Below are 26,953 nucleotides of genomic sequence, written 5' to 3'. Positions count from 1 at the left end.
CCGCACGATCGTGCGCCCATGACCTAGACCGCGCATCCCTCCGCTTGACATGGTTGTGTTAGCAATCACACCTACCGAGTAAGAGGCTTCATGTCATATGGGAGAACCTCCGCGGATTATGTCGTCGTCGGTGCAGGGTCAAGCGGAAGTGTCGTGGTGCGGCGCCTCCTCGATGCGGGACACAGCGTGCACGTCCTCGAGGCTGGTCCGGTGGACACCGATCCGGCCATCCATTCCCCGCAGGGGTGGCCGAGCCTTCTCGGTGGTGCACAGGACTGGGGACTGTTCACCACGCCGCAGAGGCATGCGAACAACCGGCGAATCTTTTGGCCGCGAGGCAAGGTCCTCGGCGGCAGCAGCTCGCTCAACGGAATGATCTACGTGCGCGGCCATGCTGCCGACTACGACGACTGGGCACGTGGCACCGGTGATGCTGGTTGGGCGTGGACCAACGTGCTCCCGCTGTTCAAGCGCTCGGAGTCGCACGAACTCGGACAGAACGAGTACCACGGCGGCGACGGACCACTACCCGTCTCGCTGATGGGAGTTCCCCATCCACTGTCCGCCGCGTTCGTCGACGCCGCAGTGGAGAAAGGGCACAAGCGCATCGACGATTTCAATGCCGAGGAGATGATCGGGGCCGGCTACAACCACACCACCACCTCGAAGGGCGAACGGGTCAGTGCATGGAAGGGCTTCGTCGGACCGGTCTTGAACCACCCGAAGCTGACGGTCACCACCTGCGCTCTCGTTCACCGCATTGTTCTCGACGGATCCCGCGCCGTCGGCGTCGAGTACTCGGTGGGTTCCGGCGCTCCCGCACGCGCCTACGCCGATGCCGAGATCATCCTCAGTGGCGGCGCACTCGGTTCACCGAAGGCGTTGCTGCTCAGTGGAATCGGACCTGCTGATCACCTCCGATCGGTGGGAGTGGATGCACTGGTGGATCTGCCTGGTGTTGGTGAAAACCTGCACGATCACCTTCTGTTGAGCAACATCTACGAATCACTCGACCCACTCGTTGCCGGAACGAACAACCTTCTTGAGGCTCAACTGTTCGCACGCAGCAACGGCTGGACCGGTGCTGCTCCCGACCTGCAACCTTTATTCATGCACATTCCGTATCCCGCGGACGGGTACCCGGTCCCCGAGAACGGATACACCATCGCACCTGGACTGGTAGCGCCGAAGTCGCGCGGGACGCTGCGGTTGGCGTCTTCCGATCCGACCACACCGCCGCTCGCAGATCCGAATATTCTCGCGGATCCGTACGATCTCGAGGCCATGGTCGACGCCGTCGAGATGTGCCGTGAGATTGGATCGTCTGATGCTTTCGCCTCGTGGCGTAAGGCCGAGATCGCTCCGGGACCCGCGGCCACGACGCGAGATCACCTGCGGGAGTTCGTCCGTCAGACCGCCGGTACCTATCACCACCAAGTCGGTACGTGCCGTATGGGTACTGACGACCATGCCGTCGTCGGACCGGACCTCCGAGTTCGAGCAGTCGAGGGTCTTCGGGTCGCCGACGCTTCCATTATGCCCACCGTTCCCACCGGGAACACCAATGCGCCGTCGATCATGATCGGCGAGCGCGCATCCGATCTCATTCTAGGAGTATCACGATGACCGCTGTGAACGAACGTCTAGATTCCGCCCTCCCAGAGGGCACTGCCACCCGTCTGTTCATCGCCGGCCGATGGCAGGATGCGTCGGACGGAGGTACATTCGTCGACCTGAATCCGTCGACCGGAAAACCGTTGGTCGACATCGCGTCCGGCACTGCGGACGACATCGATGCCGCTGTGCGTGCCGCCCGCGCACAGCTGGACGGCGAGTGGGGAAGCACCCCCGGCGCTGTTCGTGGCAGATTCCTCAATCGAATCGCCGACCTCATCGAGCGTGACGGCGACCTGTTGGCCCGCCTCGAAGCTCACGATGTGGGGAAGCCGGTCGGTCAGCCGGCGATGCTTGACATCCCCAATGCAGTGGCGACGTTCCGCCACTTCGCGGGATGGGCCGACAAGATTCACGGCGCGACCATTGCGACTGCCGGTTACTTCGGACAACCGACTCACTCGTACACCGTCCGAGAGCCGGTCGGAGTCATCGGCGCGATCGTGCCGTGGAACACGCCGCTGATGATTGCCGGGTGGAAATTGGCTCCCGCCCTGGCGGCCGGTAACACGCTCGTCGTCAAGCCGCCGGAGGATGCACCGCTGTCGATTCTGCATCTGGCGCGTTTGATCGACGAAGCCGGAGTTCCCGCAGGTGTCGTCAACGTGGTGCCTGGACTCGGCGAGGTCACCGGAGATGCGCTCGTGGGCCACCCTGGCGTCGACAAGATCAGCTTCACCGGTAGCCCGCGAGTCGGACGGATCATCGCGAAGCGAGCAGCGGACACCTTCAAGCGAACGACTCTCGAGCTCGGTGGAAAGTCTCCGCAGATCATCATGGAAGATGCCGATCTCGACGCCGCGATCAACGGCACAGCTATGGGGCTGTTCTTCAACCAGGGGGAGGTTTGCGCGGCAGGAACGCGAGTGCTCGTTCACCGGTCCTTGTACTCGAAGGTCGTCGACGGCCTCTCGGCAGCGGCCGCGGCACAGGTCCTCGGTGACCCGTTCGATCCGAACACCACCATGGGCGCTCTGGTGAACGCCAAGCAGCGCGACTCGGTGCTCGCCTACATTCAGGCGGGCCGCGATGGAGGCGCACGCGTAGCTGCCGGTGGCGGGCGGCCCGACGGGGATGGGTTCTTCGTCGAGCCGACCATCTTCGCCGACGCGAACAACGACATGAAAATCGCCCAGGAGGAGATCTTCGGACCGGTCGGAACGGTCATCCCGTTCGACACGACGGACGAAGCCATCGCCATCGCGAACGGGACCGCCTACGGCCTTGCTGCGAGCATCTGGACCCGTGACGTCTCCTACGCGCACCGAATCGCCGCCCGCGTCAAGTCCGGCGCGGTATGGGTCAACGGATGGGCTGCAATCGATCCCGCGCTCCCGTGGGGTGGCATGAAGTCCAGCGGAACCGGCCGTGAACTCGGGTGGGCAGGTATCGAGGCCAACACCGAGGAAAAGGTGGTCACGATCGTCCTGTGATCTCCTCACTGTGTGCGCCCGACGAATGTTGTCTGGGGCGCGTACGGATGGATCGTTCACACAATCGTCACGGGCGGACAGACGAACGGTAATTCGACACGCGGATTCTTTATTCAACGAATGTAGAAACAACGATCCAAGGGGTAACGATGACCACGGGATACATTTGGCACGAGTTGTACGGATGGGGCGATACCGGTAGCGGCGGGCTCTTTCCCGCAGATTCGGGTGTCGGTCTGCAGCCGATCTCACATCACGTCGCCCATTCCGACACCAAGCGACGTATCCATGAACTCATCGTGGTGTCCGGTCTCGTGGACAGCCTCGAGCGACTTACGCCTCGTCACGCCACGGAAGCCGAGCTACTTCGCGTGCACACCCGCGAGCACGTGGACAGAATCCGGCACGAAAGCACTCTTCCCAAGGGCGGCGACGCCGGTGACGGCATCTCACCCTTCGGTAAGGGTGGCTACGAGATCGCGACGCTCGCGGCCGGGGGCGTCATCGAGATGGTGGAAGCCGTTGTGGCCGGCAAGGTCGACAACGGATACGCCCTGGTGCACCCCTGCGGGCATCACGCCCCATCGGGGACAGGCATGGGATTCTGCATGTTCAACAACGGTGCCGTTGCCGTGGCGCACGCACGAGAAGTGCTGGGCGTGGACAAGATTGCGATCATCGATTGGGACGTGCATCACGGTAATGGTGCACAAGCTATCTTTGCGGCGGATCCATCGGTGCTGACCGTGTCGGTTCACCAGGATCGGTGTTTCCCGCCCAATTCCGGATTCATCACGGAGCGTGGCGAGGGTGCCGGCTTCGGGTACAACATCAACACTCCACTACCCCCAGGAACCGGGGACGACGGCTATCTTTACGCCATCGACAACGTAGTGGTGCCGGCATTACGCGCATTCGCGCCGGACCTGATTGTCATCGCGTCGGGAATGGATCCGAACGCCATGGATCCCCTTGCCCGCATGCTCGTTACGTCGCGGGGATTCCGCGCGATGACCGAACGTGTGATGGCGGTGGCGGACGAGGTAAGCGGCGGCAGAGTCGTGATCGTTCAGGAGGGCGGTTACAGCCCGCTCTACGTGCCATTCTGTGCGCTAGCCTGCGTCGAAGCACTGGCCGGCGTCGAGCCGAGCGAAGACCCGTATTACGTGGTTGTCGGCGGATTCGGCGGCAAGGAATTGCAGCCACACCAGAAAGCGGCCGTCGATGATGCTGCAGCGCTCGTGGCATACCTCTGATCGATCGGCTCGACCTGAGGGAGACGCGATATGTTTCACTCATGCCGAAGCTGGTCGATCACGACGAACGCCGCCGCGCGATTGCTGCCGCAACATGGAGATTGATCGCGTCGAAGGGAATCGACGCAGCGAATATGCGCGACATAGCGGCGGCAGCCGGATACACGAACGGCGCTCTGAGCCACTATTTCTCGGGCAAGGACGAGATCGTGCGGGCCGCGTTCGAGTTGGTGTTCGAGGCTACCAACCAGCGCGTCGCGTCGGTCGTCGGAGAGGGGCGGGGTTTGGCCGCTCTGCGGATATTCTGTCTGGAGGTCATGCCGATGACTGCCGAGACGGTACTCGAAGCGCGTATCGCGGTATCGCTGTGGCAACGCGCGATGTACGACCAGCATCTCGAGGACGCTAATCGCCGTACTCTCGATCAGTGGCGGCTTTCGTTGGCTATGCATCTCGATGATGCTCGCGAACTCGACGAGATCGGTGACGTCGATGTCGCACTAACCGTCGAACAGCTGCTGAACATGATGATGGGAATGCAGGTTCTCGGCGTCCTCACGCCGGAACAGACGTCTCCCGCTCGTCAGATCGGCATGGTTGACGATTTCATCGACCGCTTGCGCAGCTGATCGCTCTGTGCCGTAATCACTATGTACCCCAATGGTTTTCGATTCAATAAGTAACCAGTTCGTCGTCGTAGACGGACGGTGCTCGACCATCCACGTTATTCGACATCGGTAGAAGAACCCCGAGGACGACCATGCCTTCTCTTTCCCCCACTCACATCGATCACCCGCTCTCACTCGCCACAACGGGCGAAGTCGACGACGTTCGACAAATCCTGGCAGAGGCCGGCCTGATCACGTCGGATACCAGGTTCGTCTACACCGGACTGGAGGAGCCGCCCAAAGACGCCCTGTATACAGCCAACCCGGTGATCGACCGACGATTCCGAGTGTTGCTGCACGACGCGTCGTCTCCGAACGCGCGTGACGTCATCGTCTCCGTCTCTAACCGTGCAGTGCTGTCGTCGGTGACGCTCGATGCCGAGCAGGACGGTCAGATGCCGGTTCTCGACGAGGAATTCGAGCTCGTCGAAACGGTTTTGTCCACCGATCCACAGTGGCTTGCTGCTCTCGATCGACGAGGGCTCGACGTTGCTCAGGTGCGGGTCGCGCCACTGTCGGCCGGTACCTTCGATTACCCCGACGAGGCTGGCCGTCGCATTCTCCGTGGTCTCGCTTTCCGGCAGGATCACCCTGCCGACAGCGCCTGGGCTCACCCCATCGACGGTCTCCTCGCGTTCGTCGATGTCATGAACAAGACCGTCCACGCAGTGCACGACTTCGGCACAGTGCCGGTGCCCGACCAGTCGGGCAACTTCGACGACCCCTCCGTCACCGGTCCGATGCGCACCACCCAGAAGCCCATCGAGATCACCCAACCCGAGGGCCCCAGCTTCACCGTCGACGGAAACCTCGTCAACTGGGAGAAGTGGTCGTTGCGCGTCGGTTTCGACGCCCGAGAAGGCTTGGTACTACACCAGATCGGGTTCGAGGACCACGGCACTACTCGGCCTATCGTTCACCGCGCCTCCATTGCCGAGATGGTGGTTCCGTACGGAGACCCGTCTCCGGTCAGGTCGTGGCAGAACTACTTCGACACCGGGGAGTACCTCGTCGGGCGCTACGCCAACTCCCTCGAACTCGGTTGCGATTGCGTCGGGGACATCACCTACTTCGACGCCGTCATCGCCGACGAGCTGGGCAACCCGAAAACGTTGTCCAACGCGGTGTGCATGCACGAGGAAGACTTCGGAGTTCTGTGGAAGCACACCGACATCTGGAGCGGATCTCAGGAGACACGACGCCAACGACGGCTGGTCATCTCCTTCTTCACCACCATCGGAAACTACGACTACGGATTCTTCTGGTACCTCTACCTCGACGGCACCATCGAATTCGAAGTCAAGGCAACAGGAATCGTGTTCACCTCGGGACATCCCGGCGGTGACTACCCGTACGCGACCGAGATCGCACCAGGACTCGGCGCACCATTTCACCAGCACCTCTTCAGCGCCCGACTCGACATGATGATCGACGGAATCGCGAACTCGGTCGAGGAGATCGACACCCAGCGGATACAGATGGGCCCCGAGAACCCGCACGGCAACGCCTTCACGCGACGCCGTACGCCTCTCACTCGTGAGTCCGACGCTCAGCGGGTTGCCGACGGATCAGTCGGTCGGACATGGCACATCAGCAACCCGGGCTCACTGAACAAGCTCGGGCGCCCCGTTGGATACTCGCTGCATCCAGAAGGACAACCGCTGTTGCTGGCGGATGATCAGTCGCCTATCGCCCGGCGCGCAGCCTTCGCGACGAAGCACCTGTGGGTCACCCAGTATCATCCCGACGAGCGTTACGCTGCAGGCGATTTCGTCAATCAGCATCTGGGGGGAGCGGGACTGCCGATGTATGCGGCGGCGGATCGCAACGTCGAGAACGACGACATCGTGGTGTGGCACACGTTCGGTCTGACACATTTCCCGCGTCCGGAGGACTGGCCGATCATGCCCGTGGACTACACCGGATTCACACTCAAGCCCTCGGGGTTCTTCGACCGGAATCCGACTCTCGACGTTCCCAAGTCGGCGTCGGCCCACTGTGCCACCACGTGCCACGATGCCGGTGACGATTCGTGACCGACGCTCCGACACGAACGCACAGCAGGCCGGTGCGTTACCCGGTTCCATCGGTGTTGCGGGCATCGTCTTCCTGGTGATCGCCGCGGCCGCACCGCTGACGGCCATCGGTGGCGGGCTGCCGGTGATGATCGCGGCCGGCAACGGGGCCGGGGCGCCGATGGCCTACATCGTCGCCGCAGTGGTCCTTGCTCGTCTTCAGTGTGGGGTACGCGGCCATGAGTGGCCACATGGTCGACACCGGCGCGTTCTCTGCTTATGTGCAGAAGGGTCTCGGTAGGCACATGGTTCTGAGTGCCGCAGCCTTGGCTTTGTTGACCTACACCGCTATTCAGGCGGCGATCTACGGAACGGCGGCTTCGACTATCCACGACCTGGTGATCAAGTGCGGAGGCGCGGACATCACCTGGTGGGTCTGGGCGCTCGGGCTCGTCGCCATCGTGTCGGCGCTCGGGTATCGCTGTATGGACCTCGGCGCCAAAGTGCTCGCGGTTCTGCTGGTGCTCGAGATCGGGATCATCCTGGTGCTGTTCGCCGCAGTGCTCGTGCACGGCGGAGCCGCGGGGATCGACGTCGTATCGTTCACACCATCGTCGTTCTTCTCCGGCTCGCCCGCGATCGCGCTCATGTTCGCAATCGCGTCGTTCATCGGTTTCGAGGCGACTGCGATCTACGGCGAGGAGACACGGAACCCGAAGAAAACTGTGCCGACCGCTACCTGCGCCGCAGTTAAGTGCGGTCCACCAAGAGGTATGAGGCGATGACGGTTATGAACGCCCTGATGTTGATCGGTGCCATCGGCGCCGGAGCAGGGTTGCTCGGAGAAGGTGCGCCTACCGGCCGAATCCGGTGGGCGCATCTGGTCATGGTCGTGGTGATGGTCGCAATGCTCGTGGCCGGTATGAGTCCCATGATGCTCCTGGCGTCGGGCATGGTTCTCGTCGCGACGGCGTGGATAGTCACGGGAGAGAGGGTGGACCGGCGTGTTGCACTGCCATGCGCGTTGGATCTCACCGCTATGGGCGTGCTTTTCCTGATGGCGTCGGTGCCCTCGACTCCGGTCGGCGCCATAGGCTCTGCGCCCGCCCACAACCACCAGAGCTCATCGGACCCGCGGCTGGCGATCGCCACTGTGCTGGTCGGCTGGTGTGCACTCACCGTAGATCTTCATCGCCGCAGACAATTTCACGATGCACGATCGATGGCGGGAACAGGCGCGATGATGGTTGGGATGCTGCCGTTGGCCTGGTGACCCGGCTGTCACAGAGCGCGGAAATCGCGGGGTAACAATCCGTACGCTTCGCGGAAGAGCTTGGAGAACGACGAGGGATCCAGGAGTCCGTGTCGAGCGCAGATCGAGCCGATGCTGTCTGCGCGCAGTCGAGGATCTGCCAGGTCGCGACGACACCGTTCGAGCCGGCGTGAGCGAATCCACCCGGCCACTGTGTGGCCGTCTGCCTCGAAGAGCTTCTGCAGATGGCGAGTCGAGACGTGCAGGCGTGCGGCGACTGCTGCTGTGGACAGAGACGGATCGGCCAGATGAGCTTCGATGACGGACTTGGCCTCGATCAACAACACCGATCCTGGAGCCGTCCGCGGAGCTTCCTCGTCCAGGGCTGCGCCGAGAAGATCGAGAATCGCGTCTTCGAGCATCGGCGTCTCCGGGAACACGTCGTCGGCGAGATTCTGGCGAAGCCCGGCCAGGAAGGGCGACACCAGGGCGCCGACACCATGGTTGCCCTGGATCCTGCGTGCGGTGACTGACGTCAATTCGCGTGCGCCGATGCGCAACCTTTCCCGGGGAAACATCAGGACGAACATGGAGAAGTTGCCGTCGAAGCTCAGGTCGTACGGTTCGCTGGTATCGTAAATCGCGAAATCGCCGGGCGCCAGCGTTGCTTGGCGCTCGTTCTGTGTGATTACACCGTGTCCGTTGAGCTGCATTCCTACCTTCATGAGGCCAGGATCGCTGCGTCTAATGGTGGCGCGGGTGCGCCGGACGTCGACCTGACATCCAGCGACTTCGCTTAGTTGCAAGGACCTGAGGGTCGCGGACGCAACGCGCCCCTGAAAGCTCGTGGTACCGCTGGACACGGCGTCGAGCGGCACGAATGCCGTCGACACGGATTCCCGCCAGTGCTCGAAGTCCTCCGTCGCCACCTTTGTCACCTCAGACTTGTGGCCGGTTGTCGATCAGTCGGCGGGCTTTGCCGATGGAGCGTTCGAGGGCGGCCGGCGGGAGGACGGTGACGGTGACGGTGACACCGATGCGATCCTTGACAAGCTTCTTGAGCGCTGATTCCGCAACCAGATGTGTGTCGACTCCGGCGTCGGGGCGGGCCTCGACGAGCACCGTCATCGAGTCCATCCGACCTGACTTTTCGAGTACACATTGGAACTGCGGTGCCAGGGCGGGGACGGTGAGGATGAGTTCTTCGATCTGGGTGGGAAAGAGATTGACTCCGCGGAGGATGATCATGTCGTCGGTACGGCCGGTGACTTTCTGCATGCGGCGCATCGTGCGGGCGGTGCCCGGCAGCAAACGTGTCAGGTCGCGGGTGCGGTAGCGGATGATCGGCATGGCTTCCTTGGACAGGGAGGTGAACACCAATTCACCCTCCTCGCCGTCGGGCAGAACTTTGCCGGTGACCGGGTCGATGACCTCCGGGTAGAAATGATCCTCCCAGATATGGAGTCCGTCTTTGGTTTCGACACATTCCATCGCGACACCGGGTCCCATGACCTCGGAGAGGCCATAGATGTCGACAGCGTCCATACTTAGGGTTTTTTCGATCTCCTTGCGCATCTCCTCGGTCCACGGCTCAGCACCGAAAACGCCGGTCTTCAGTGAAGTCTTTGCCGGGTCGATGCCCTTTTTGATCATCGCGTCGACGATCGTGAGCATGTACGACGGCGTCACCATGATCGCGTCGGGCTCGAAGTCTTCGATGAGCTGGATCTGGCGGTCGGTCATGCCGCCGGACATCGGAATCACCGTGCAGCCGAGGCGTTCTGCGCCGTAGTGAGCTCCGAGTCCGCCGGTGAACAGTCCGTACCCGTACGCGACGTGTACTTTGTCCGACGGCTTGACCCCGCCGGCACGCAGACTGCGGGCGATGAGATCTGCCCAGTTGTTGAGGTCGTTGGCGGTGTAACCGACAACCGTCGGACGTCCGGTGGTGCCGGACGATGCATGGATACGGGACACCTGGTCCTGCGGAACTGCGAACATTCCGAACGGGTAGTTATCGCGCAGATCGTTCTTGGCCGTGAACGGGAACTTCGCCAGGTCCGACAGGTCTTTCAGATCGGTGGGGTGCACTCCCGCGTCGTCGAACGCGCGTCGATAGTGCGGGACGTTGTCGTAGGCGTGCTTCAGAGACCATTGCAACCGCTCGAGCTGAAGCGTCGAGATGCGGTCGCGGCTCGCGTTCTCGATGTCGGGTGTGTCGGTCGGGCTGGGTAGGACGCTGGTCATGATGATCTCCGAGGTTTTGAGTGCGTGAAGTTCAGGCGTCGAAGTCGACGGTCACGGTGTCGCTGAGGGGGAATGTCTGGCAGGTGAGGACGAAGCCGGCTGCGACTTCGTTGTCTTCGAGTGCGTAGTTCCGGCGCATGTCGACATCGCCGCTAGTGACCTTGGCGCGGCAGGTGCCGCACACGCCGCCCTTGCAGGCGAAGGGCAGATCGGAACGCAACTGCTCTGCAGAGTCGAGAATCGACTCGTCCTGGGGGAGTGTGCCGGTGACGCTTCGGCCGTCGAGGACGATGGTGACCTCGCTGCTGGGGCCGGTGACGCCGGGTTCGCGGTGTCGTTCCTGGGGTGGTGGAACGTCGTCGACGTAGAAAAGTTCGTGGTGGACGCTGCTTTTCGCCACGCCGAGTTCGGTGAGTACGTCTTGGGCGTCGTTCACCATACCGAAGGGGCCGCACAGCCAGAAGTGGTCGATGTCAGGGGTCGGGACTACGGAGTCGAAAATGTCGCGAAGTCGCTCGGCGTCGAGCCTGCCGCTGAATAGTTCGACCTCACGAGGCTCTCTCGACAGAACATGAATGACTTCGAACCGGCTACCGTACTGGTCCTTGAGATCTGCGATTTCCTCGGCAAACATCACCGAGCGCGTGCGCCGATTGCCGTACAGCAGAACCACTTCGGAGTCGGGGTTGGCGAGAACGGACGCAGCGATCGACAGCATTGGCGTGATGCCGGAGCCGGCCGCGATGAGGACATGTCGACCGGCGGCAGCGGGATCGGCGTGAAATGTGCCGGTCGGACCTTGGACGTCGATCCGGTCACCCGCTTTGACATCGTGGACGAGCCACGACGAGAAGAGGCCCTCGGTGACTTCGCGGACACCTACGCGAGGGCGTGCACCGGCAGGCGCGCAGATGGAGTAGGAACGACGATGCTCGACGCCGTCGACCGTGCGGGAGAGCATCAGGGATTGGCCCGGGCGGAAGTCGAACTCGTCGCGCAAGTCGTCGGGCACATCGAACGTGACGGCGACTGCGTCGTCACACAGGGATTCGACATTGGCGACGGTCAGCGTGTGAAAGGCCTTCTTACGATTGGGGGTGACGACGGGCTCGTCGGTGACGGTCATCAGATTTCCTTCACGTGGTCGAAGGGCTCGAGGCAGTCGTCGCACCGATATTGGGCTTTGCACAGTGTCGCGCCGAACTCGGAGGTAAGCCGAGTGCTCATCGAACCGCACTGCGGGCAGGCGAGCTGCCGAGGCTTGACGGTGAGGGTCAGTGGTACCGGACCCGACGTGCGAGCTGGTGCCGGTCCGGGCACGGAGTATCCAGTGTCGCGCAGCTTGCGTCGACCTTCTTCGGAGATCCAATCGGAGCTCCAGGCAGGTGTCAAGCTCGTGATGATTTCGATGGCGGTGTAGCCGTTGTCGCGAAGCTTGTACTCGATATCGTCGCGCATCGTCGCCATCGCGGGGCATCCCGAGTACGTCGGGGTGATGGTGACAAGGACGCTCCCGTCGGCGCGTACTTCGACGTCGCGCAGGACGCCGAGGTCGTCGAGGGTGAGCAGCGGCATTTCGGGGTCCATGACGGACGCAGCGATTTCTCGGGCAGTTCCTTCGACTGAAGTCCTTTCGACTGTGGTCACCAGACTCCCTCCGGATGCGCGCGTGCCACGACCTGCATTTGTGCGATCAGCGGGCCGAATGCTTCGGTGTGGATTCCGCGCCTGCCACCGCAGCCACCGACGGTGCCGACCGCTTTGCCTTCGGGCGCTTGCAGTTCCGCGGCGTGAAAGACCTGCGCGAGCACGGAATCAAATTCCTCACGCACATCGCGCGGGTCGACGGCGACGCCGACCCGCGCAAGCGCGATCTCCTCGTCGGTGGGGACGAAGAGCTCCGAGACGTACGGCCAGAGATGAGCGAGTGCGGCGCGGACGCGGCGTTTCGATTCGTCCGTACCGCAGCCGAGCGTCACGACCCACCGTGCCGCGTAATCACGGTGGTAGGTGAGTTCTTTGACACCCTTGTCGGCGACAGCTGCAAGGACGGGGTCGCGTGAGGTGCGGAGCCGGGTGAACACGGCCAAACGCCATGTCGCGAAGATCAGCAGTCGGACTTGAGACTTCGCGAAATCACCGTTTTCCAATTCGGTCAGTCGAACACATTTGAACTCTGAGTCATCCCGGAAGAACGCCAACGCATCCTCGTCCGGAACGGGGGTGGTGTCCGAAATGAACGGCACCACCGCCGAGTCCGCAGCTGCTGCGCGAGCGAGAAGCAATCGTGCCTGCCCGAGAAGGTCGAGGCCGACATTGGCCAACGCCACCTCTTCTTCGAGTTCCGGTGCGCGCGTGCTCCATTCGGCGAGACGCTGGGAACTGATCAGCGCGTCGTCACCGAGCATGAGGCAGTACGTAGCAAGCGCCTGTAGGTCGACATCACCGGGAACGGTGGTGTCGACGCCGGCCAGCGGGTCGTCGAAACTCGTCCCGAACGCCCACTGCCCGTGTGTGTCCTCGTCTACGAGACCCTCGTAGGCGTTGTCGTGATCAGTCATGAGTGTCCTCTTTGAAGAGATGGTGCTACATGTGGGGGACGTTGTCGGGGATCTCGTAGAACGTCGGGTGGCGGTACACCTTGTCGCCACTCGGCGCGAAGAACGGATCTTTCTCCGACGGCGACGACGCGACGATTGAATTGGACTGAACCACCCAGATACTGACGCCTTCGTTTCGACGTGTGTAGACGTCGCGTGCATGCCGCAGTGCCATGTGGTCATCGGCAGCGTGCAGCGAACCGACATGGACATGATTGAGTCCACGCTTGCCGCGTAGAAAGACCTCGTACAGGGGCCAATCAGCCTTGACAGGTTCACTTTTCGGCTCTACGGGCACATTCTCGATAGGAACGGCGCCGTGACCGCCTTCGGCCGTAAGTTCTGTCATGATGCTGCGTTCCTCTCAGCGAAAGCGGTTGCTGCCTCGCGCACCCACGCGCCGTTTTCGTGTGCCGCTCGACGGTTCGCGATGCGCTCGATGTTCGAGCTGCCGTTGCCCTTGATCACCTGCATGAATTCGGACCAGTCAGGTTCACCGAAGTCGTGCGACTTGCGCTCGTCGTTCCATCTCAGGTCGGGGTCCGGAAACGTGACGCCCAGTGCCTGCGCCTGGGGGATGGACATGTCGACGAAGCGCTGACGCAATTCGTCGTTGGTGTGGCGTTTGATGCCCCACTTCATCGACTGCTCGGTGTTGGGAGATTCGTCGTCGGGCGGGCCGAACATCATCAGTGCCGGCCACCACCAGCGGTTCACCGACTCCTGGACCATCCGGCGCTGCTCGTCGGTGCCGCGCATCATTGTCGCGAGCAGCTCGTAGCCCTGACGCTGGTGGAAGGATTCTTCCTTGCACACGCGAATCATCGCGCGCGCGTACGGTCCGAAGGAGCTTCGGCACAGGGGAACCTGATTGCAGATCGCCGCCCCGTCGACGAGCCAGCCGATGGTGCCGACGTCCGCGTACGTCAGGGTCGGATAGTTGAAGATCGAAGAGTACTTCTGTTGACCTTCGATGAGCTTGACCGTCAGGTCTGCGCGGTCGGCTCCGAGCGTCTCGGCGGCGGAGTACAGATACAGGCCGTGGCCGGCCTCGTCCTGAACCTTGGCCATCAGAATGGCCTTGCGGCGCAGCGACGGCGCACGGGTGAGCCAGTTGCCCTCCGGTTGCATGCCGATGATCTCGGAGTGTGCGTGTTGCGCGATCTGGCGGATGAGCGACTTGCGGTAGCCCTCCGGCATCCAGTCGCGAGGTTCGACACGCAGCTCGTGGGCAATGGTCTCGTCGAAGGTTTCCTGTAACTGCCGATCTAGGGTTTCTGACGTGGTCATTAGTCCTACTTTCATTACCGAATGATCGGTAGTTAATAGTATGCGTGAGAGTGACTCGAAGCACAAGAGGGCAGGACGCCAGTGGTGCCGATGAAGCGGTCCACGGCATTCGGCCCGCACTTAGGCGCCGATGAAAACAGGCTTCGTCTTGCCCAGAAATGCGTCGACAGCAGCTTGATGGTCCGCGGTCTGTCCCAGGTGTCTTTGCGCAACGAGTTCGCGATCCAAAGCCTCCGACAACCCGGATGCCGAGGCCTGGACCAGTGACTTCACCTGTCGGTACGCCTCAGTGGGGCCTGCAGCCAACTCGCGGGCGATACCCGACGCGGTCGCGAGGACCTCCTCGTCGGCGACGACTCGGTGTACCAGACCCCAGTCCAGTGCCTGCGAGGCCGTGATTTTGTCGCCCAGCAGCATGAGTGCGCAAGCACGACTGGACCCGAGCGATTCCACCAGCGAATAGCTCAAGCCGGAGTCGCTGGCAAGGCCGATGCCCGTGAATGCAGTTGCGAAAGACGACTTCGTCCCGGCGACGCGGACATCGCCGGCCAAGGCGATCCCGAGTCCCGCGCCGACACATGCGCCAGGTAGAGCCACCACCACCGGTACTGAGAGATTCTGCAGCGATCGAATCAGCGGGTTGTAGTGGATTCCGACTGTGTCCATGGCCGCCGCCGGGTCGGTCTCGAGCGCAGTAACGTGCTCGCTGAGATCCTGCCCGACGCAGAAGTTCTTACCCTCGGCGGTGATGAGCACTGCACGCACGGCCGAATCTCCAGCCGCGGCGTCGATCGCCTCCTGAAAGGCGACTTTGGTCGCCGTGTCGAGAGCATTATGCGCTTCGGGCCGAGCCAGCGTGATGGTCGCGAGCGTGTCCGATACATCCAGTCGTACTGTCATTTGCTCTCCCATTCGTGGAACCCTCTGCCTGACTTGCGCCCGAGCTCACCGCGTGCGACCTTGTCGCGAAGGAGCTGTGGCGGGGTGAACCGCTCACCGAGCGTCGACGCCAAATGCTCCGCGATGGCCAGCCGGACGTCGAGTCCGACGAGATCGGTGCTCCGTAGCGGGCCCATCGGGTGCTTGTATCCGAGTTCCATTGCACGGTCGATCGATTCGGCGTCGGCGACGCCTTCCTCGAGCATACGGATGGCTTCGAGTCCAAGGCAGACGCCGAGGCGACTGGTGGCGAATCCGGGGGAGTCATTGACGAGTATCTCGGTTTTGCCGAGCAGTGATACCCATACACGCACTCGCTCGACGACATCGTCTGACGTCGTCGGCGCTCGGACGATTTCCACCAGCGTCGACGCCGGAACCGGGTTGAAGAAGTGCATTCCGATGAACCGGGCCGGGTCGTGGAGTGCGACCCCGAGTTCGGTGATCGATATGGAACTCGTATTCGACGCGATGATCGTCTCCGCAGAAACCGTCTTGTCGATCAGTGAGAGCACCTCGACCTTGAGCGTCGGGATCTCCGGAACGGCCTCGACAACGAGGTCCAGATCGGGCGGCAGGTCGGCCGGTCCGGCGACGGTGGTGACTCGCGAGAGAATTTCTGCTGGGTCGACAGTGAGCTTCCCGCGTTCGTGCGCGCGAGCGAGACCGGTCTCGACTCGTCCCAGTGCGGCCTTCTGATCGGAGGATTCGGCGATGACGATCGTCGAACCCAGTGCCGCGAACACCTGTGCGATGCCCGCGCCCATCCGTCCTCCGCCGACGACACCGACCTTCTGTGGAACTGTCATTTCTTCTTCTCCAGAAATGCCGTCATGCGGCGTTGTTTGTCTTCGGTCTCGAACAGGACAGCTTGGGCAATGTCGTCGGCCCACGGGTGCGAGCCCGGGGCGTCGAGGATCTTCTTGGTCAGCGTCAACGCCAGGGGCGCCTGCTTGGCGACACGGTCGAGCAATGCGTGCGCAGCAGCTAGTGGGTCTTCGGCGATCTCTGCCACCAGACCGGACCGCAGCGCGGCATCCGCGTCGAGCGTGCGGCCACCGAGCAGGACTTGCTTGGCGACGGATGCGCCGACGAGGGTGGGAAGGCGGTAACTCGCTCCCGCGGCTGCCATGATCCCTAGTCCCGGCTCAGGGTTTCCGAAAAGGGCGGTGGGGGAAGCGATTCGAATGTCGCAGGCGTAGGACAGTTCTGCACCTCCGCCGAGGGCATAGCCGCAGACTGCCGCGACGGTCGGTAAGGGGAGCGCGGCGATACGGTCGAACAGGTTCCGATTGATCCCGCGCAGGGCGTCCTCGCGCGTCCGTGCCCGAAGCTCGTTGATGTCAGCGCCGCCGGCGAAGTGATCGCCCTGACCGGCGAGGAGGAGAAGCTTGGGATTGTGTTCGACGAGTGCGCACACCTCGTGCAGTTCGGAGATCATCTCCGCGTTGATAGCGTTGCGCTGCTTCGTACGGGCCAGCGTCACGACGACGCGATCCGCGAGTTCCTCTACGACGAGCGTGTTCACGGCGCCTCGATCAGCATCGAAACACCCTGCCCGACGCCGACACACAGGGTTGCCAGGCCGCGTTGTGCTTTTTCGCGTTCCATACGCCCGAGGAGTGTGAGCAGTATTCGTGCGCCCGAGGCGCCGAGAGGGTGTCCGAGGGCGATGGCACCGCCGTCGGCGTTGACGATGGAGTCGTCGAGCTTCAACTGACGGATGACGCCAAGTGACTGCGCGGCGAATGCTTCGTTGAGTTCGACGGCCCCGAGGTCGTCGATGCTCCACCCGGCACGGGCGAGCGCTTTCTGCGTCGACGGGACGGGCCCGAGGCCCATGATGTTGGGGGCGATGCCGGCGCTCGCACTGGTGACAATGCGTCCGCGGACCTCGAGACCGTATTTCTTCACTGCCTGTTCGCTCGCCACGACGAGCGCGGCAGCACCGTCGGTGAAAGGCGATGCCGAGCCGGCGGTGACGATGCCGTCCTTCTTGAAGACGGACTTCAGTTTGCCCAGCTTCTCGAGTGTGGATCCACGGCGTGGAGTTTCGTCCTCGGTGGCCTCCCCGTCTCCGGTCGGTACCGACACTATTTCGTCGGCGAAGCGGCCTGCGTCGATGGCAGCGATGGCGCGCTCCTGGCTGCGCAGCGCGAAAGCGTCGCTTTCCTCGCGCGTAATGCCCTCGCTGAGCGCAACCTCTTCGGCCGTTTCGCCCATGGACAGCGTGATCTTGCGTACGTCCGGTCCGGAGCCGGCTGGGACCGCGGCATCGTGGGCAGTGAACGTCGGGTTGGTGAATCGCCAGCCGAGCGAGGTGTCGAAGATTTCACCGGGCTTGGCCCACGCGGTGCCGGGTTTGGACAGAACCCATGGCGCACGTGTCATCGACTCGACACCGCCCGCGATGATGATGTCGGCTTCGCCGCTACGGATGGTCGACGCCGCGTTGGCCACGGCGGTGAGGCCGCTCGCGCAGAGTCTGTTGACGGTGTATCCGGGGACGGAATCGGGCAGGCCTGCGAGGAGAACCGCCATCCGTGCCACGTCGCGATTGTCTTCGCCGGCCTGGTTGGCGGCACCGAGAATGACTTCGTCGATCTGATCCGCCGGGATGCCGGCGCGTCGGGCAGCTTCCGCGACGACGATTCCGGCGAGATTGTCGGGCCGCACGCTCGACAGCGCGCCGCCGTATCGCCCCTGGGGGGTTCGTGCGCCTGCTACCAAGAAAACTTCGCCCACTGCTTGCTCCTCCGCCGGGTTTGATACGTTAATTAATAACCGAATATTCGGTCGATGCGCAAGGGCTGATCGATACGGTGCTGTGGAATCGGAGTGCACCTGAGAAGATGTCGTCATGACAACCGCACGTGTTCCGCGCAGAACAGGACTCCCGGGACGCCCGGGGTACGACCTCGATTCACTGTTGGCCGTCGCGGTCAAGGTCTTCAATGACAAGGGGTACGACGGCACGTCGATGGAGGTTCTCGCAAAGCGGCTCGGCATTACCAAGTCGTCGATTTACCATCACGTGTCCGGCAAGTCCGAACTGCTCGAGCTTGCGCTCGCGCGGGCGTTGAACGCCTTGTTTGCGGTCACTGTCGAGAGGCAGGCAGCCGAGGGGCGCTACATAGACCGATTGGAATACCTCACCCGACGAAGTGTGGAAATCCTCGTCGCCGAGTTGCCGTACGTCACCCTGTTGCTTCGGGTTCGCGGCAACACCGAGGTCGAGCGGAGTGCCCTCGCGCGGCGCCGCGAGTTCGATGCCTTCGTCTCGGCGCTCGTCGTCGCTGCTGTGGATGAGGGGGACCTGCGAGACGATATCGACCCCGCGCTCGTCTCGCGTCTGTTGTTCGGCACCGTCAACTCGCTTATCGAGTGGTACAAGCCCCGCACCGGTGGCTCTGCCGACGCGCTCGCCGACGCCGTGATGGCTCTGACGTTTGACGGTCTGAGACGCCAACCCAGCTGACTGTCCTTGACAATCGGGCATGTTCCACGCCATGGTATTTACCAACCGAACGTACGGTGATATGGAGATGCTGTGAGCAGACTGCTGGAAAGCTACGCCCAAGGACAATGGTTTGCGGCGAGTGAGGAGGGAACTCCGTTGCTCAGTGCGATCGACGGCAGCGAGGTCGCCAGAATCTCCTCGACTGGACTCGACGTCGCCGCAATGATCCACTATGCCCGCAACGTCGGCGGCCCCGCGCTGGCTGCGCTGACGTTCCACGAACGCGCCGCGCTGCTCAAGCAGCTTGGACTGACACTGATGGCAGGCAAGGAAGAGTTCTACGAGCTCGGTGTTCATACCGGCGCCACCAAGCGTGACTCCGGCGTCGACATCGACGGCGGCTTCGGCACCATCCTGAGCTATGCGAGCAAGGCCCGACGCGAACTCCCCAACGACACCGTCTACCTCGACGGCGCAGTGGAGCAGCTCGGCAAGAAAGGCACGTTCCTCGGCCAACACATCTACACCTCGCGCCGCGGCGTCGCCGTGCAGATCAACGCCTTCAACTTCCCGGTGTGGGGTTTCCTCGAAAAGCTCGCGCCTGCCTTCATCGCCGGCGTCCCGACCATCGTCAAGCCGGCAAGCCAAACGGCCTACCTCACCGAGCTGGTGTTCCGCCGCATCATCGAGAGCGGCCTGCTTCCCGAAGGTTCCGTGCAGCTCCTGTGCGGAAGCGCCCGCGGCATCATCGACCACCTCGGCGGTCAGGACTCGGTTGCCTTCACCGGATCGGCCGACACCGCCGCGTCGTTGCGCAGCCACGCGCACGTCGTCGGAGACGGCGTGCACTTCACCGCCGAGGCCGACTCGCTCAACGCGTCGATCCTCGCTTCCGACGTTGCGCAGGACGACCCCGAGTTCGACCTGTTCGTCAAGAGTGTCTTCGCCGAGATGACGGTCAAGGCCGGCCAGAAGTGCACAGCCATCCGTCGTGTCCTCGTACCGCAGGCGATGGTCGAGCCCGTCATCGACGCGTTGAAGACGCGGCTAGACAAGGTCGTCGTCGGCGATCCCCGCGACGAAGGCGTCACGATGGGTGCGCTCGCCAGCATCGACCAGCGCGATGAGGTCCTGAAATCCATTCGCGGCCTGACCAAGTCCGCAACCGTCGTGTACGGCGATCCGGAGAACGTCGACTCGCGACCAGGCGCGTTCATGGCACCTGTGCTGCTCAAGGCAGGGGGCAAGACAGCTCCCGAGCCGCACGAGATCGAGGCATTCGGACCGGTCTCCACGGTTATCGGCTACGACGACACCGCAGACCTGCTCGACCTCGTCGCCCGCGGCAAAGGCTCGTTGGTCGCCTCGCTCGTCACCGCAGATTCCGCGATCGCCCGCGAGATCGTCCTGGGCTCAGCGCCATACCACGGCCGCATCCTCGTGCTCAACAACGAGGACGCGAAGGAGTCGACCGGGCACGGTTCACCCCTCCCTGTTCTCGTCCACGGCGGGCCTGGGCGCGCAGGTGGCGGCGAGGAGCTCGGCGGTATGCGCGGCGTGCTGCACCACATGCAGCGCACCGCAATTCAGGGAACACCCGACGTACTCACCGCCGTCGGAAACAAGTGGGTGACGGGTTCTGCTCAGACCACCGGAGACGTGCATCCGTTCCGGAAGAACCTCGGCGAGCTCAAGCTCGGTGACACCATCGTCGGCGGACCCCGTCAGGTGACCCGCGCGGACATCGACCACTTCGCAGAGTTCACCGGCGACACGTTCTACGCTCACACCGATCCCGAAGCGGCAGCAGCCAATCCGCTGTTCGGCGGCATCGTCGCCCACGGCTACCTCGTCGTCTCACTCGCAGCAGGATTATTCGTCGATCCCGCGCCGGGCCCCGTTCTCGCCAACTTCGGTGTCGACAACCTGCGCTTCCTGACACCGGTCAAGGCCGAGGATTCGCTGACGGTGACGCTAACGGCCAAGTTGATCACCCCGCGTCAGAGCGCCAACTACGGTGAAGTGCGTTGGGACGCAGCGGTCGTCAATCAAGAGGGTGATCCCGTCGCCACGTACGACGTGCTCACCCTCGTCGCGAAGCCGGACGACGAGCAATGAGCTTCCGCGTTGCCGTCTGTTACGGCAAGCCCGAAGACCCCGCCGCGTTCGACGCCTACTACACGTCCACACACGTTCCGTTGGCCAAGGCCGTGCCAGGTCTGACCGACTTCACGTGGGGTAAGGCGAGCTCACTCGACGGGGCGGAGCCGCCTTACTATGCGGTTGCCAACCTGTACTTCGCCGATGAGGCGTCGCTGCAGGCCGGTCTGGCGTCCCCGGAAATGAGGGCAGCGGGCAAGGACGTGCGAAACTTCGCAACCGGCGGGATAACCATGTTCGTGCAGGAAGAAACGCGGCAATAGTCAAGAACCGGGTCGCGCGAGATGTCCGCCGTCGATGAGGCGTCGTAGACGCTTGGAATCGAGCTGGACGACGGTCACGCGGGGATGTCAATGGTCATCACTGATCGCATGGCCAACGGCTATGCGATCACCCAGGATGGTTACGTGTTTCTGTGGCTGGCACCCTTTTCGTGATGGCGTGCAAGAGCCACGAAGGCCCGGCGGTGGCGGTCTGCTGCGACAAGCTTCCGTCGGGGCACGACGTCTGGACGGAAGGGGCGCTATCCTATATTTTTGTTGAATTCACTATCGGCAGTTATAGCGCAATCGAGTTGAGGCAACCGCCGAAGCAGAATCATGTTCTTGTTAACTGAGCTGAAATTCCCTCGTCAGAAAATTTTCATCGACAAAATTTACTTTAAACATTGACATGACAATGAGCCTAAGGAGTTGGATGATGAAAAGTTCGAGAATGCCTCTATTTGCGCGTTTGACCGGCAGAGTTACTGAGATTCTATGGCGCAGAAGGTACTTGAAATATTTTCGACTGGAAGCTCGATTGCTAACGTCGCCAGCAACGGAACAAACCATGGACCGGGTGAAAATCGAAGCGCGCGGATATTACCGAGCCCATTTGCGAGAAATTCCTGACTCCAAAGGATTTTTCACCCTCACCCTTGCGGCGCTTGTCCTTGCTTCTTACCAGGAACTGAGGCGTAATGGGATTTTAGAGGACGAGGCTCTCGAATCTGTTCGGCGAGCTTACTCTAGCACTTATGGTGCCCAAATGTATGGTGCGACCAAGATCTGGCTCGCATTCGTTTCAGATCCAGTGAGCGCGTTGCGAAAGAACTCAGCGGTCCCCTTCTTCAAAGCAGTCTTCGGAGGATGGTTCACATTCGAAGATGAACGCCCAGGGGAGAACTACACACTAATCATTTCTCAGTGCGGATTCCATAACTTCTTCGAAAAGGAAGGTGCACCGCAACTCACACGTGTGATGTGCTCCATGGACAGGAACTGGTTGGGCGCCATCGATTCCTCCGATCGGCCTGTCGCTACTCGTCGTTCGTTAACACTGGCGACCGGGGGTAACAGATGCGAGTTTCACTTTGACAGGGCGGCATCCGCGCCGGCTCCGACAGTTGATGTCACTTTAAACCCCAGCCTTGGTGAAACGCCGTAGGCCGTGCGAACCGAACTAGTTGTTGTGGGTATGGACGTTGCTGACGCGGAACTGAACGTGTCAACTGAAGTGGGTGCAATCCCATCGGCATATCCCAGTAGGGGCGACGCCATGCTCCTTTCAAGCCAGGTCGGCCGGTCCTTGTGGTGTCGGCCAGCCGCAAAACTGACATAAGCCACGGAGGCGAAACAACGGTGGAGCGAACCGGCCAACCCGATCCATCGGGACACTCGGATCTACGGTTTCGACGCATCTATCGGAGCCAGGTATCACGTGATCCTGCGCCCCTCGAAGGTCTCGGGCTCTGTTTCACGAGCTGTACGGCCCGGATCGTTTCAAGTCTCGGCCCGTGATCTGTCGGGGGTGCGGTGCAGTCGGCAAGCGGAGTTTCCAGAAGCGGGAGATCCGCACGAAGTCCTTCGTAGATGACGGAGGTGGGAGACTTATCTCAGATCTTTCCTGGAGGGTTGCTGGCGTTGTCGGCCACGGGGCCGACGGGACGATGGGGGAACCACGTGCTGAACGCCTGCGCATAGGCAGTCGGGCCGTCGAACATGATGTCATGACAGGTGAGCGCATCAGCGCATCTGCGCCGCCGCCACCACAGATCGCTCAGCACCCCCGTCGAGGCCTTCACCGTGAGGTCGAATTTCGTGTCCGAGTACCCAACGGACCAGCGTGAGCCGAGTTGGTCGACCTGCATCCATCCGACGGCGTCCTCACCGTTCTCGAGGAGGAATCGGATGCTGATACGGCCGTCCGGGAGAACCGACCGCTCGACGCTCTCTTGGACGTGGGAGAGCAGAAGGTGCACGTCGTCGCGATCATCGGTCTGCGCCGGCGAGAACCAGTCCTGTGACCATTGGCCGAGGGTCGCCAAAACGGGCTTTAGGCCCCATCCGGCCTCAGTAAGCGCGTACTGGTGAGGCGACCGTCCGTCTCCGGGGACGGGCTCGCGTGTGATGAGGCCGATCCGCTCAAGATACCGCAATCGGGTAGCCAGGAGGCTACGGGAGAGATCGGGCAGGGCTGACTGAATCTCGCTGAAGCGATTGTTGCCGATCGCCAGCTCCCGCACGAGCAGCAACGACCACCGGTCCCCGACCAGCCTCATGGCGATCGAAACCGAGTAGCGATCCGCATCAATCGGTGGGCTCGCAGAGGACCGCGCCGCGGGCACGGAAACTGTAGAACTCATCGAGCCTCCGATACGATCTGACCTCGGGGTTGACTCCAGATTATACCTCCACAACGTCGCCGTTGCCCGGGCAGCACCGCCGCGCATCGTTCGGTGCTTACACAGGTGTCACGACGAAACTGCTACTGATGTGCTCGGTTTCGGCATGCATTGACGGTCACGGGTCTGCTGCTTCAGCCCGTCTTGGCGGCGGTACCGGCAGTGGTCGCGATACGAACGTTCGTAAATCCGGAACGGCTAGTTGCCGGCGGGGATAGACGGTATGGATGACGTAGATGACGTTTCCGTCGTTGTCCTGCACGGGCACGTTCTCGGGAAGCCAGTAGCGTTTCTGGAACTGCCCGCCTTCTTCGGCGAGCGGCGCATCGTAGCGTTGCCGCAGGAGTTTCTCGCTGTGTCCGGTCGCCACTGCATATTCGAGCGATGCCCGGAGCACCTGTGTTCCATTTGTGTTCGGATCGTCGGGGTTGTCAGGGAAGACCGCGAACACGTCTTGCCCGATGATCGAGTCACGGGAGCTGTGGATCTCGTCAAGGAGAAGGTCGATGGCGGCCACTAGTCGCCACTGGGTGGCTACCACGTAGCCGACGATGGGTGTCTGGGTCCCATCAACGACCGTCGTCATCTTGTCACCTCGGATGCTGATTGCCCGCCGGATCCGCGCCGCGAAAGTCATCTGGAGTGGACGAATCGATCGCTATAAGTGACATCATGCGATTCTGCACGAAGGTTCGTCAAGAAGGACGAACGGTCGATTAAAAGGGGACGGTAAACCACCGATTTAGCTTTCGACCCCAAATGCTGTAGGTCCACGAGCAATGTGTCGCGCTGACTGGTGTGGGCGCATCAACCTGTCGACAGCTGCGGACCCGTCGGTTGTGGATGGTTTCGTCGACGGATCGTGATTGGTTCGAATCTCGGACTATTCGATGCCGTGGCAGGTGCGTTGCGATGAAGGCATGGAACAACTGTCTTCTTCATCCATTGCTGTGACCCTGGTGGGCGGACCGACCGCGGTAATCGACTACGCGGGCCTGCGCGTCGTTACCGACCCGACATTCGATCAGCCCTCGACGTACGGCCCCGAGCGGCACGGAGTCGAGGGCATCACACTCGTGAAGACCGCTCCTCCCGCGCTCACTCCGGAGGATCTCGGAACGGTGGACATCGTGCTGGCGTCTCACGAGCACTGGGACAATCTCGACCAGGCGGGACGTGAGTTCGCTGCGGGTGTCCCGAAGGTATTCGGGCCGGACATTGTGGCGACCGCGGTCCCGAACACTGAGGTGCTCCAGGAGTGGGAATCGCGGGAAGTCCCCACCCCGGATTCGCGTACCGTCACCGTGACGGCGGTCCCGGCGCACCACGGGCCCGACGGGGTGTGGGAGATGTTGGGACCGGTTCTCGGTTTCGTGCTGACCTGTCCGGGTGAGCGGACTGTGTACTTCTCCGGCGACAATTCTTCTCTCGAGGTTGTACGGACTATCGCGGCCCGATTCCCGGACATTGGGCTGGCGATTCTGAACGCGGGCGGACCAAAGTTCGAACTCTTCGGTAGCGACTTCATCGCGCTTTCTGAGGACACCACGTCCGAGGTGGCCGCGGTGCTCGGGGCGGCGGTCATTGTTCCCATCCACGCGGACTCGTGGGAGCACTTCACCCAGACCACGAGGAGCACCAAAGCTGTCGCGGATTCGAAGGGCGTGGGGGATCGGTTCTTCGCGCTGTCGCCGGGCGAGTCGATTTCTGTCTGACGTTTCACGGCGTTCTTGCCGCGATATCGAACAAATGGCGAAGCGAAGCTGCGTTCGCCCAGAACCTGAGGAGTTTCACCCAGATGCATGAAAAACTTGAGAGCGACCTCGACTACCGATCCCTGTTCGAGAAGATGCCGATCATCGGGTATGTGGTTGCGCGCGACTGGCGGATCGTTGCCGTGACCGAACGACTGCTCGACGCGATTCACCGTTCGCGGGACGAGGTGGTCGGTCAGGATGTGTTCGAGACTTTTCCGGATAATCCGGACGATCCAAATGCGGACGGTTCAGCGGTCATGCGTGCCTCCCTTGAGCGGGCGTTCGCCACCGGTGCTTCGGAGAAGCTTCCCCGTCAGCGCTACGATGCGCCGCCCGCCCACGACGGTGATGCGTTCGAAGAACGGTACTGGCATCCGGAGAACGTGCCGGTGACAGATTCGGCGGGCGATGTTGCCTTCGTCATCCACACCGTCATCGACGCCGGCAACCCTCAAGGAGAATAACCGTCGCGATCCGGGCGGTTCTCGCCAAGTCCGGCTCGGCGTTCCGTCGTGCGCCACCGAAGACAGCAGGACGCGGGTGCCGATGACGCAGGATGAACGCGAGGCGCAGCGCGTGTGAATTAGTGAAGTTACGTTCAACCAAAGGAGGTCGGTCATGGACCATGTGGATCTAGTCGTTCACAATGCTGTAGTCCATACGATGGATGAAAGAAATCCGTCCGCTACGGCATTCGCTTCGTCGGGTGGTCGCCTGACGGCACTGTCACGTTGTTGAGGTTACCTGATCTGGGATGATGCGGTGGTGTCGTCGACGTACAAGGGCTACCGATTCCCACGGGAGATCATCTCCCACTGCGTGTGGCTCTACCACCGATTCACCCTCTCGTTCCGCGAAATCGAGTTACTCACGGCCGCCCGTGGAATAGTGGTGTCGTACGAGACGATCCGCACCTGGTGTGCGAGGTTCGGGCCTGAGTACGCTCGCCGGCTGCGGCAGAGAGCACCCCGACCTGGCAACAAGTGGCACCTCGACGAAGTCTTCGTCAAAATCCGCGGAGTCCGAAAATATTTGTGGCGGGCGGTGGATCAGCACGGTAATGTCCTCGACATTTTGATCCAAGGTAAGCGGGACGGTAAGGCCGCAACCAGGTTCTTCAAGAAAATTCTGAAGAAACAAGGTCGTCGTCCGCGGGCGCTGATCACCGACAAGCTCACTTCGTATCGGGTTGCGGACCGGCAGATGATGTCGACAACTGAGCACCGACAAAACAAATATTTGAATAATCGGTGCGAGAACTCCCATCAACCGACCCGGCAACGAGAACGCGCTATGAAAGGGTTCAGGTCCGTCGGCTCAGCCCAGAGGTTTCTGGCCTCGTTCAGTCGTATCTCCACGCACTTCCGCCCGTCGAGGCACCGGATGACTGCCACCGATCATCGCACCGAAATTGCCGCTCGATTCCAGGTGTGGGATCAGGTCACTGAGCTGACCTCTGCTGCCTGAACACCGCTCCGCGTGATGGCCTGCTGCGCGCGAAAACAGCTGCACCCCAAAACAACTTGACAACACCTAT

26 protein-coding genes and 1 pseudogene are annotated in these 26,953 nt (G+C 62.0%); 14 read left to right on the top strand and 13 right to left on the bottom strand.

The features are described 5' to 3' along the window. Positions 1-90: 90 nt before the first annotated feature. The 7 genes and pseudogenes from ACVZUB_RS30235 to ACVZUB_RS30205 all read left to right on the top strand — a co-directional run bounded on the left by ACVZUB_RS30235 (position 91) and on the right by ACVZUB_RS30205 (position 8,319). Positions 91-1,626 carry a GMC family oxidoreductase gene (locus ACVZUB_RS30235; protein ID WP_482628780.1) on the top strand — a complete coding sequence of 512 codons (1,536 nt, stop codon included), beginning with the start codon at positions 91-93 and terminating at the stop codon, positions 1,624-1,626. Continuing rightward, a complete protein-coding gene (gene styD, locus ACVZUB_RS30230) occupies positions 1,623-3,107 on the top strand; it encodes a phenylacetaldehyde dehydrogenase StyD (protein WP_482628779.1) in 1,485 nt (494 codons plus the stop codon). Before ACVZUB_RS30235 ends, styD begins: the two co-directional genes overlap by 4 nt. 149 nt (positions 3,108-3,256) lie before the next feature. Continuing rightward, entirely contained in the window at positions 3,257-4,363 is a 1,107-nt protein-coding gene (locus tag ACVZUB_RS30225) for a class II histone deacetylase (protein WP_482628778.1), read from the top strand. A 41-nt stretch (positions 4,364-4,404) separates the two neighbouring features. Then, positions 4,405-4,992, top strand: a complete 588-nt coding sequence (locus tag ACVZUB_RS30220) for a TetR/AcrR family transcriptional regulator (RefSeq protein WP_482628777.1) — start codon at positions 4,405-4,407, stop codon at positions 4,990-4,992. A 131-nt stretch (positions 4,993-5,123) separates the two neighbouring features. Further along, the gene (locus ACVZUB_RS30215) at positions 5,124-7,067 is read left to right on the top strand and encodes a primary-amine oxidase (RefSeq protein ID WP_482628776.1); all 1,944 of its coding nucleotides are present in this window, start codon (positions 5,124-5,126) and stop codon (positions 7,065-7,067) included. Then, positions 7,048-7,798: pseudogene (locus ACVZUB_RS30210) on the top strand (APC family permease); the annotation flags it as partial. The gene ACVZUB_RS30215 and the pseudogene ACVZUB_RS30210, both read left to right, overlap by 20 nt. A 29-nt stretch (positions 7,799-7,827) precedes the next feature. Then, positions 7,828-8,319 carry a hypothetical protein gene (locus tag ACVZUB_RS30205; RefSeq protein ID WP_482628775.1) on the top strand — a complete coding sequence of 164 codons (492 nt, stop codon included), beginning with the start codon at positions 7,828-7,830 and terminating at the stop codon, positions 8,317-8,319. A gap of 8 nt (positions 8,320-8,327) precedes the next feature. Here the strand turns inward: ACVZUB_RS30205 and ACVZUB_RS30200 are convergent, their stop codons facing one another. The 11 genes from ACVZUB_RS30200 to ACVZUB_RS30150 form a co-directional block, all read right to left on the bottom strand. Then, a complete protein-coding gene (locus ACVZUB_RS30200) occupies positions 8,328-9,236 on the bottom strand; it encodes an AraC-like ligand-binding domain-containing protein (protein WP_482628774.1) in 909 nt (302 codons plus the stop codon). Between the two features lies 1 nt (position 9,237). Continuing rightward, positions 9,238-10,545 (bottom strand): phenylacetate--CoA ligase PaaK, encoded by a 1,308-nt coding sequence (paaK, locus tag ACVZUB_RS30195; protein WP_482628773.1) that lies wholly within the window; start codon positions 10,543-10,545, stop codon positions 9,238-9,240. A 31-nt stretch (positions 10,546-10,576) separates the two neighbouring features. Further along, positions 10,577-11,671: a 1,2-phenylacetyl-CoA epoxidase subunit PaaE gene (gene paaE / locus ACVZUB_RS30190; RefSeq protein WP_482628772.1), complete on the bottom strand. Its 1,095-nt coding sequence runs from the start codon at positions 11,669-11,671 to the stop codon at positions 10,577-10,579. After that, a complete protein-coding gene (paaD, locus tag ACVZUB_RS30185) occupies positions 11,671-12,132 on the bottom strand; it encodes a 1,2-phenylacetyl-CoA epoxidase subunit PaaD (protein ID WP_482628946.1) in 462 nt (153 codons plus the stop codon). Before paaD ends, paaE begins: the two co-directional genes overlap by 1 nt. Positions 12,133-12,188: 56 nt before the next feature. Then, positions 12,189-13,106 carry a 1,2-phenylacetyl-CoA epoxidase subunit PaaC gene (paaC, locus tag ACVZUB_RS30180; protein ID WP_482628771.1) on the bottom strand — a complete coding sequence of 306 codons (918 nt, stop codon included), beginning with the start codon at positions 13,104-13,106 and terminating at the stop codon, positions 12,189-12,191. A gap of 25 nt (positions 13,107-13,131) precedes the next feature. Next, positions 13,132-13,494, bottom strand: coding sequence for a 1,2-phenylacetyl-CoA epoxidase subunit PaaB (gene paaB, locus ACVZUB_RS30175; protein WP_482628770.1), 363 nt, complete (start codon positions 13,492-13,494; stop codon positions 13,132-13,134). Then, positions 13,491-14,435 (bottom strand): 1,2-phenylacetyl-CoA epoxidase subunit PaaA, encoded by a 945-nt coding sequence (paaA, locus tag ACVZUB_RS30170; RefSeq protein WP_482628769.1) that lies wholly within the window; start codon positions 14,433-14,435, stop codon positions 13,491-13,493. Before paaA ends, paaB begins: the two co-directional genes overlap by 4 nt. 120 nt (positions 14,436-14,555) lie before the next feature. Continuing rightward, positions 14,556-15,335, bottom strand: coding sequence for an enoyl-CoA hydratase/isomerase family protein (locus ACVZUB_RS30165; protein ID WP_482628768.1), 780 nt, complete (start codon positions 15,333-15,335; stop codon positions 14,556-14,558). Further along, positions 15,332-16,183, bottom strand: coding sequence for a 3-hydroxyacyl-CoA dehydrogenase family protein (locus tag ACVZUB_RS30160; protein ID WP_482628767.1), 852 nt, complete (start codon positions 16,181-16,183; stop codon positions 15,332-15,334). The genes ACVZUB_RS30165 and ACVZUB_RS30160 overlap by 4 nt, the downstream gene beginning before the upstream one ends. Continuing rightward, positions 16,180-16,902: an enoyl-CoA hydratase/isomerase family protein gene (locus ACVZUB_RS30155; RefSeq protein WP_482628766.1), complete on the bottom strand. Its 723-nt coding sequence runs from the start codon at positions 16,900-16,902 to the stop codon at positions 16,180-16,182. The genes ACVZUB_RS30160 and ACVZUB_RS30155 overlap by 4 nt, the downstream gene beginning before the upstream one ends. Then, positions 16,899-18,119: a thiolase family protein gene (locus ACVZUB_RS30150; RefSeq protein ID WP_482628765.1), complete on the bottom strand. Its 1,221-nt coding sequence runs from the start codon at positions 18,117-18,119 to the stop codon at positions 16,899-16,901. Before ACVZUB_RS30150 ends, ACVZUB_RS30155 begins: the two co-directional genes overlap by 4 nt. A 115-nt stretch (positions 18,120-18,234) precedes the next feature. Here ACVZUB_RS30150 and ACVZUB_RS30145 point away from each other — a divergent pair, with 115 nt between their 5' ends. The 4 genes from ACVZUB_RS30145 (at position 18,235) to ACVZUB_RS30130 (ending at position 22,422) form a co-directional block, all read left to right on the top strand. Then, complete coding sequence (locus tag ACVZUB_RS30145) at positions 18,235-18,852, top strand: TetR/AcrR family transcriptional regulator (protein WP_482628764.1); 618 nt, start codon at positions 18,235-18,237, stop codon at positions 18,850-18,852. Between the two features lie 72 nt (positions 18,853-18,924). Continuing rightward, entirely contained in the window at positions 18,925-20,952 is a 2,028-nt protein-coding gene (gene paaZ / locus ACVZUB_RS30140) for a phenylacetic acid degradation bifunctional protein PaaZ (RefSeq protein WP_482628763.1), read from the top strand. Then, positions 20,949-21,257, top strand: coding sequence for an EthD family reductase (locus ACVZUB_RS30135; RefSeq protein WP_482628762.1), 309 nt, complete (start codon positions 20,949-20,951; stop codon positions 21,255-21,257). Before paaZ ends, ACVZUB_RS30135 begins: the two co-directional genes overlap by 4 nt. A 577-nt stretch (positions 21,258-21,834) precedes the next feature. Beyond that, complete coding sequence (locus tag ACVZUB_RS30130) at positions 21,835-22,422, top strand: L-2-amino-thiazoline-4-carboxylic acid hydrolase (RefSeq protein ID WP_482628761.1); 588 nt, start codon at positions 21,835-21,837, stop codon at positions 22,420-22,422. 448 nt (positions 22,423-22,870) lie between these two features. On the opposite strand, the gene ACVZUB_RS30125 is transcribed toward ACVZUB_RS30130, so the two are convergent. After that, positions 22,871-23,620: a winged helix-turn-helix transcriptional regulator gene (locus tag ACVZUB_RS30125; protein ID WP_482628760.1), complete on the bottom strand. Its 750-nt coding sequence runs from the start codon at positions 23,618-23,620 to the stop codon at positions 22,871-22,873. Between the two features lie 157 nt (positions 23,621-23,777). Further along, the gene (locus ACVZUB_RS30120) at positions 23,778-24,245 is read right to left on the bottom strand and encodes a PAS domain-containing protein (protein WP_482628759.1); all 468 of its coding nucleotides are present in this window, start codon (positions 24,243-24,245) and stop codon (positions 23,778-23,780) included. Positions 24,246-24,579: 334 nt separating this feature from the next. Here ACVZUB_RS30120 and ACVZUB_RS30115 point away from each other — a divergent pair, with 334 nt between their 5' ends. The 3 genes from ACVZUB_RS30115 to ACVZUB_RS30105 all read left to right on the top strand — a co-directional run bounded on the left by ACVZUB_RS30115 (position 24,580) and on the right by ACVZUB_RS30105 (position 26,883). Further along, the gene (locus ACVZUB_RS30115; protein WP_482628758.1) at positions 24,580-25,374 is read left to right on the top strand and encodes an MBL fold metallo-hydrolase; all 795 of its coding nucleotides are present in this window, start codon (positions 24,580-24,582) and stop codon (positions 25,372-25,374) included. An 83-nt stretch (positions 25,375-25,457) separates the two neighbouring features. Continuing rightward, entirely contained in the window at positions 25,458-25,880 is a 423-nt protein-coding gene (locus ACVZUB_RS30110; protein ID WP_482628757.1) for a PAS domain-containing protein, read from the top strand. A gap of 298 nt (positions 25,881-26,178) precedes the next feature. Further along, positions 26,179-26,883, top strand: coding sequence for an IS6 family transposase (locus ACVZUB_RS30105; RefSeq protein ID WP_482628756.1), 705 nt, complete (start codon positions 26,179-26,181; stop codon positions 26,881-26,883). The last annotated feature ends 70 nt before the right edge of the window (positions 26,884-26,953 follow it).

Source organism: Rhodococcus sp. OS5, from assembly GCF_056837585.1.
This window is presented reverse-complemented; position numbering and strand designations above follow the sequence as displayed.

Excerpts from the sequence above, each read along its gene's own strand:
- ACVZUB_RS30125 (WP_482628760.1), bottom strand. The coding sequence starts at position 23,620 with ATGAGTTCTACAGTTTCCGTGCCCGCGGCGCGGTCCTCTGCGAGCCCA.
- ACVZUB_RS30110 (WP_482628757.1), top strand. The coding sequence starts at position 25,458 with ATGCATGAAAAACTTGAGAGCGACCTCGACTACCGATCCCTGTTCGAG.
- styD (WP_482628779.1), top strand. The coding sequence starts at position 1,623 with ATGACCGCTGTGAACGAACGTCTAGATTCCGCCCTCCCAGAGGGCACT.
- paaE (WP_482628772.1), bottom strand. The coding sequence starts at position 11,671 with ATGACCGTCACCGACGAGCCCGTCGTCACCCCCAATCGTAAGAAGGCC.
- ACVZUB_RS30220 (WP_482628777.1), top strand. The coding sequence starts at position 4,405 with ATGCCGAAGCTGGTCGATCACGACGAACGCCGCCGCGCGATTGCTGCC.
- ACVZUB_RS30225 (WP_482628778.1), top strand. The coding sequence starts at position 3,257 with ATGACCACGGGATACATTTGGCACGAGTTGTACGGATGGGGCGATACC.
- ACVZUB_RS30165 (WP_482628768.1), bottom strand. The coding sequence starts at position 15,335 with ATGACAGTACGACTGGATGTATCGGACACGCTCGCGACCATCACGCTG.
- ACVZUB_RS30115 (WP_482628758.1), top strand. The coding sequence starts at position 24,580 with ATGGAACAACTGTCTTCTTCATCCATTGCTGTGACCCTGGTGGGCGGA.
- paaC (WP_482628771.1), bottom strand. The coding sequence starts at position 13,106 with ATGACTGATCACGACAACGCCTACGAGGGTCTCGTAGACGAGGACACA.
- ACVZUB_RS30235 (WP_482628780.1), top strand. The coding sequence starts at position 91 with ATGTCATATGGGAGAACCTCCGCGGATTATGTCGTCGTCGGTGCAGGG.
- ACVZUB_RS30205 (WP_482628775.1), top strand. The coding sequence starts at position 7,828 with ATGACGGTTATGAACGCCCTGATGTTGATCGGTGCCATCGGCGCCGGA.
- paaD (WP_482628946.1), bottom strand. The coding sequence starts at position 12,132 with ATGGACCCCGAAATGCCGCTGCTCACCCTCGACGACCTCGGCGTCCTG.
- paaK (WP_482628773.1), bottom strand. The coding sequence starts at position 10,545 with ATGACCAGCGTCCTACCCAGCCCGACCGACACACCCGACATCGAGAAC.
- ACVZUB_RS30120 (WP_482628759.1), bottom strand. The coding sequence starts at position 24,245 with ATGACGACGGTCGTTGATGGGACCCAGACACCCATCGTCGGCTACGTG.
- paaA (WP_482628769.1), bottom strand. The coding sequence starts at position 14,435 with ATGACCACGTCAGAAACCCTAGATCGGCAGTTACAGGAAACCTTCGAC.
- ACVZUB_RS30145 (WP_482628764.1), top strand. The coding sequence starts at position 18,235 with ATGACAACCGCACGTGTTCCGCGCAGAACAGGACTCCCGGGACGCCCG.
- ACVZUB_RS30215 (WP_482628776.1), top strand. The coding sequence starts at position 5,124 with ATGCCTTCTCTTTCCCCCACTCACATCGATCACCCGCTCTCACTCGCC.
- ACVZUB_RS30160 (WP_482628767.1), bottom strand. The coding sequence starts at position 16,183 with ATGACAGTTCCACAGAAGGTCGGTGTCGTCGGCGGAGGACGGATGGGC.
- paaB (WP_482628770.1), bottom strand. The coding sequence starts at position 13,494 with ATGACAGAACTTACGGCCGAAGGCGGTCACGGCGCCGTTCCTATCGAG.
- ACVZUB_RS30135 (WP_482628762.1), top strand. The coding sequence starts at position 20,949 with ATGAGCTTCCGCGTTGCCGTCTGTTACGGCAAGCCCGAAGACCCCGCC.